General features: G+C 64.9%; 4 protein-coding genes. All 4 read right to left on the bottom strand.

All coding sequences use genetic code 11. The annotated features are described in order from the left end of the window. A partial coding sequence (ligA, locus tag EOA24_RS27230) for an NAD-dependent DNA ligase LigA (RefSeq protein WP_127410260.1) occupies positions 1 to 1,690 on the bottom strand: 1,690 nt, incomplete at its 3' end. Between the two features lie 281 nt (positions 1,691 to 1,971). Further along, positions 1,972 to 3,645 (bottom strand): DNA repair protein RecN, encoded by a 1,674-nt coding sequence (gene recN, locus EOA24_RS27225; protein ID WP_126082004.1) that lies wholly within the window; start codon positions 3,643 to 3,645, stop codon positions 1,972 to 1,974. Positions 3,646 to 3,653: 8 nt separating this feature from the next. Then, positions 3,654 to 4,523, bottom strand: coding sequence for an outer membrane protein assembly factor BamD (locus EOA24_RS27220; protein ID WP_126082003.1), 870 nt, complete (start codon positions 4,521 to 4,523; stop codon positions 3,654 to 3,656). A 200-nt stretch (positions 4,524 to 4,723) separates the two neighbouring features. Next, the coding region (locus EOA24_RS27215; RefSeq protein ID WP_189354245.1) for a UDP-3-O-acyl-N-acetylglucosamine deacetylase at positions 4,724 to 4,952 on the bottom strand (229 nt) is incomplete at its 5' end.

Below are 4,952 nucleotides of genomic sequence, written 5' to 3'. Positions count from 1 at the left end.
GCTCGGGCTCGCGGCGAGCGTCGATGGCGGCGAAGAGCTTGTCGAGGCCTTCATAGTTGCGCTCCTCGACGCTGCGCACATTCTTGCGCGTCTTGCCCGAGGCTTCCTCGCGCAGCCGCGCCTGCTCCTCGCGCCGCTCGGCCAGCGCCTTGGTGACGGCCGGGCGGCGACCCTTCAGCGTGAAGATGTCAGCCGCCGTCTTCACCAGTCCCGCATTGAAGAAGAGGTCGATGTTTTCCGCGCCGAGGCCCTCAATATCCATAGCGCCGCGCGATACGAAATGGCGAAGCCCTTCCACGGCCTGGGCGGCGCAGATCAGCTCACCGGTGCAGCGCCGGCGCGAATCCTCCTTGCCGGTCTTTTCGTTGATCTCGCGCGTCGCCGGCGAGCCGCAGACCGGGCAGGTATGCGGAAATTCGTAAGGCACAGCATTGGCCGGCCGCTTGTCGATGACGACGCTGACGATCTGCGGGATGACGTCCCCTGCCCGCTGGATGACCACCGTGTCGCCGATGCGCACGTCGATGCCGTCGCGGATCGGCTGGCCGTTGCTGTCGAAGCCCTTGATGTAGTCTTCATTGTGCAGCGTGACGTTCTCGACCACCACGCCGCCGACGGTCACCGGCGCCAGCCGTGCCACGGGCGCCAGCGTGCCGGTGCGGCCGACCTGGATGTCGATCTTCTCGACCGTCGTCATCGCCTGCTCGGCCGGGAACTTGTGGGCGACGGCCCAGCGCGGCTCGCCGGTGACGAAGCCCCAGCGGCGCTGCAACTCAAGCTGGTCGACCTTATAGACCACGCCGTCAATGTCGTAGCCGAGCGAGGAACGCTGCTCCTCGATCCGGTGGTAATGCGCAATGAGCTCGTCGATCGACCTCGCCCGCACCATCAGCGGGCTGACCTTGAATCCCCACTCCTTGAACTTCTGCACGGAATCGTACTGCGTCGGAGCCGGATCTGCTGTCGTATAGCCCCAGGCATAGGCGAAGAATTTGAGGTTGCGGCTGGCGGTGATCGACGGGTCCTTCTGGCGCAGCGATCCGGCCGCCGTGTTGCGCGGATTGACGTAATCCTGGCCGCCTGTAGCCGCCGAGCGCTGCTTCAGCGCCTCGAATTCGGCATAGGTCATATAAACCTCGCCGCGGATTTCGATGACCTCCGGCCAGCCCGAGCCCTGCAGCTTCTTCGGGATGTCGGCAATGGTCTTCAGATTGGCGGTGATGTCCTCGCCGACCGCGCCGTCGCCCCGAGTCGCGCCCTGCACGAACACGCCGTTCTCGTAGCGCAGCGAGGCCGACAGGCCGTCGATCTTCGGCTCGGCGGTGAAGGCGATGTCGAGGTCCTTGTCGCGGTCGAAGAAGCGCCTTCCGCGTTCGATGAAATCGGCGACATCCTGGTCGGTATAGGCCTTGGCAAGGCTGAGCATCGGCACCGCGTGACGAACCTTGGCAAAGCCCTCCGCCGGTGGCGCGCCGACCCGGCGCGACGGCGAATCCTCGCGCACCAGATCGGGAAAGCGCTCTTCGATGGCGAGGTTGCGCCGTGCCAGCGCGTCATATTCGGCGTCCGAGATCGTCGGCGCGTCCTCGGCGTGATAGCGCCGGTCGTGCTCGGCGATCTCCGCCGCGAGCCGCTTCAGCTCCTCCGTGGCCTCGCCCTCGCTCAGCGATTCGACTGGTTTTTCCGACATGAAACGCGGTCCTCGAATTATGGCGGGCCACTATAAATCAGGATTCGCCGCGAGGGAGTCGGATTGCGCAAAAATCATTGCTGAACAGCAAGATGCAGCCATCTGCTGACTCAACCTGCAGGCTGGGGGAACCCAGCTCCAAGGATGTGTTGAGATTCAGGTCAGGCCGAGTCGAGAAGGGGTGGCTTCCCGAGAAACGGAGCGGAGCGTACTTGAAGTACGCACCGGAAGCGCAGGAAACCGCCGTTCGCAGACCGGCCTCACCTGAATATCAGCACAGCCTAGGCCGCGGCCGTATTCTCGCGCAGCAACCTCTCCGCAGCGGCGCGCGCTTCGTCGGTGATGACGGCGCCGGCCAGCATGCGCGCGATCTCCTCCTGGCGCGCGGCGCGGTCCATTTCGGCGATGCCGGTGGCGACACGGTCCTTGCCGCCGGATTTGGAGATCAGGAAATGCGTCGCGGCGCGTGCCGCAACCTGCGGCGCATGCGTGACCGAAAGCACTTGCACGCGCTTCGACAGCCGCGCCAGCCGCTGGCCGATGGCATCGGCCACGGCGCCGCCGACGCCGGTGTCGATTTCGTCGAAAACCAGGGTGGGCGCCGAGCCGCGATCAGCGAGCGCCACCTTCAGTGCCAAAAGAAACCGCGAGAGCTCGCCGCCGGAGGCGACCTTCATCATCGGCCCCGGCCTGGTGCCTGGATTGGTCCGCACCCAGAACTCGACCTGGTCGATGCCTTCTTCCATGCGGCTTTCGGCATCGCTTCCCATCTCGACGATGAACTCGGCCCGTTCGAGCTTCAGCGCCGGCAGTTCCGCCATCACCGCCTTGGTCAGGCCCGATGCCGCCGCCTGGCGCAGCGAGGAAAGCTGCGCCGCCGAAATATCGTAGGCCTCGCGCGCCGCGGCGGCCTGCTTTTCCAGCGCATGCAACCGCTCCTCGCCGGCATCGAGATCGGCAAGATCGGCCACCATCGTGTCGCGCAGTTGCGCCAGATCGTCCACCGCGACATTGTGCTTGCGCGAGGCGGCGCGCAGCGCGAAAAGCCGCTCCTCCGCCTTCTCCAGGCGTTGCGGATCATATTCGGTGGCGCGAAGCGCAGCTTCCACGCCGGATTGCGCGGCATCGAGCGAGATCATCGCCTCGTCCAGCGATTTCACCACGTCGTCGAGCAGGCCCGGCGCTTCGCCCGCCTTGCGCTGCAGCCGGCGCAATAGGCTGGCAAGCTGCGGTAAGGGCGAGGATGGTCCCGACAACACATCCTGCGCGTCGTGGATTTCGGCGGCGATCTTCTCGACCCGCATCATCTGCGCGCGCAGTTCGGCAAGCTCCGTCTCCTCGCCCGGCTGCGGATCGAGTTTCGCGAGCTCGGCCACGGAAGCGCGCAGATAATCGGCCTCGCGCGCCGCCGCCTCGACCTTGGCGCGATGCCGCGAAAGCTCCTGCTCGCAGTTTCGCCAGTAGCGCCAGGCTTCGCCCGTGCCGTGCACGGCGCCCAGATGGCCGCCGAAACTGTCGAGCAATTCGCGATGCGCGCCGGGATCGACCAGCGCGCGCTCGTCATGCTGGCCATGAATCTCGACCAGCGCGCGGCCGACATCGCGCATCAGCGTGACGCTGGACGGCTGGTCGTTGACGAAGACGCGGGTGCGGCCGTCGCCGGTCTGCACGCGGCGCAGGATGATATCGCCGTCATCCTCGATGTCGTTTTCGGCTAGCAGCGCGCGCGCCGGATGGTTGCGCGGCACGTCGAACACCGCGATGACCTGGCCTTGCGCGGCGCCATGGCGCACGAGCGAGGCGTCGCCTCGCGCGCCGAGCGCCAGCGACAAGGCATCGAGCAGGATGGATTTGCCGGCGCCGGTTTCGCCCGTCAGCACCGAAAGCCCAGGCAGGAAGTCGATGTCCAGCTTCTCGATCAGGACGATATCGCGGATCGACAGTCTGGACAGCATCGCAAGCTTCAGGCGCCGGTGATCAGCTTCCCGGCCTTAGAGATCCACGATCCGGCATTCTCGCGCGGCTCAAGCCCGTTGCTCTGCAGGAGCTTGTAGGAATCCTTGTACCACTGGCTGTCCGGATAGTTGGTGCCGAGCACCGCCGCGGCCGTCTGCGCTTCCGAGGTCAAGCCCATGGCATAATAGGACTCGGTCAGGCGCGCGAGCGCCTCCTCGACATGGCGGGTGTTGGAATAGGTCTCGACCACGGTGCGGAAGCGCTTCACGGCGGCGATGTATTCGCGGCGTTCGAGATAATAGCGGCCGACCTGCATCTCCTTGCCGGCAAGCTGGTCGTTGGCGAAACGGATCTTGTCCTTGGCGTCGGGGACATATTCGGAATTCGGCCAGCGCGTCACCAGATCCTGCATGGTCTGGATGGTCTGACGCGCCTCCTTCTGATCCTGGGTGACGTCCTTGATCTGCCGGTAATAGCTCAGGCCGATGATGTACTGCGCGTAAGCGGCGTCGTCGGTAGACGGATAAAGCGTCAGGTAGCGCTTCGCGGTGCCGATCGCCTCGTCATAATTGCCGGCGCGATAGTCGGCGAAAGCCCCCATCACCATCGATTTGCGAGCGAATTCCGAATAGGGATGCTGGCGGTCGACCGCATCGAACTTCTTGCTCGCCTCGTCGAGGCGGCCGGCATTCATATTGGCCAGGCCCTGGTTGTAGAGGACGTCGGCCGGCTCGGTCTGATCGACATAGGTCGCCAGGTTGACGTCCTTCTCGGAGGACATGCAGGCCGAAAGAATAAGCGCGGGAGCAACCACCGACAGCGCCAGCAAAACACGCCGACGCGGCGTTACCGATTGACCAACTCGCGAAAAAAACATGTTTGGATTCCGCCCCTTCGGCGTCGTTTCGGTCCGGGCCGAAGCCATAAACCATTATCCCCTTGCCCGGCAACGCTATGTCCGGCCAATCGCACATTTTTGTGGCGGCCTGGCTCAGCGACCGAGGTTGTGCAATTTCAGCGATTCGTGATGCAATCGCGCAACACAACCTGACTACAACGCCAGAAAACGGTTAAAAATCAGATCACCCAGGGTGCGTAGACCGGCCGGCTGACGGCAATCATCTCGGCGACGCGGCCGCGCTCGCGGCGCCGGGTCTCGACGATCTCGAAGGCCGTGTGGTCGGAAAGCAGCCGGCGCAACGCGGACGCGTTCATCCGGTGGCCGCCGCGATAGGAGCGGAAACAGCCGATGAAGCGCGCGCCGGCCAGCGCCAGATCGCCCATGGCATCGAGCGTCTTGTGGCGG

The organism is Mesorhizobium sp. M2A.F.Ca.ET.039.01.1.1 (genome assembly GCF_003998035.1).
In the GTDB taxonomy this organism is placed as follows: Bacteria; Pseudomonadota; Alphaproteobacteria; order Rhizobiales; family Rhizobiaceae; genus Mesorhizobium.
This window is presented reverse-complemented; position numbering and strand designations above follow the sequence as displayed.

Bases quoted from the DNA above. Each gene is read 5' to 3' on its own strand.
- recN (WP_126082004.1), bottom strand. From the start codon at position 3,645: ATGCTGTCCAGACTGTCGATCCGCGATATCGTCCTGATCGAGAAGCTG.
- EOA24_RS27220 (WP_126082003.1), bottom strand. From the start codon at position 4,523: ATGTTTTTTTCGCGAGTTGGTCAATCGGTAACGCCGCGTCGGCGTGTT.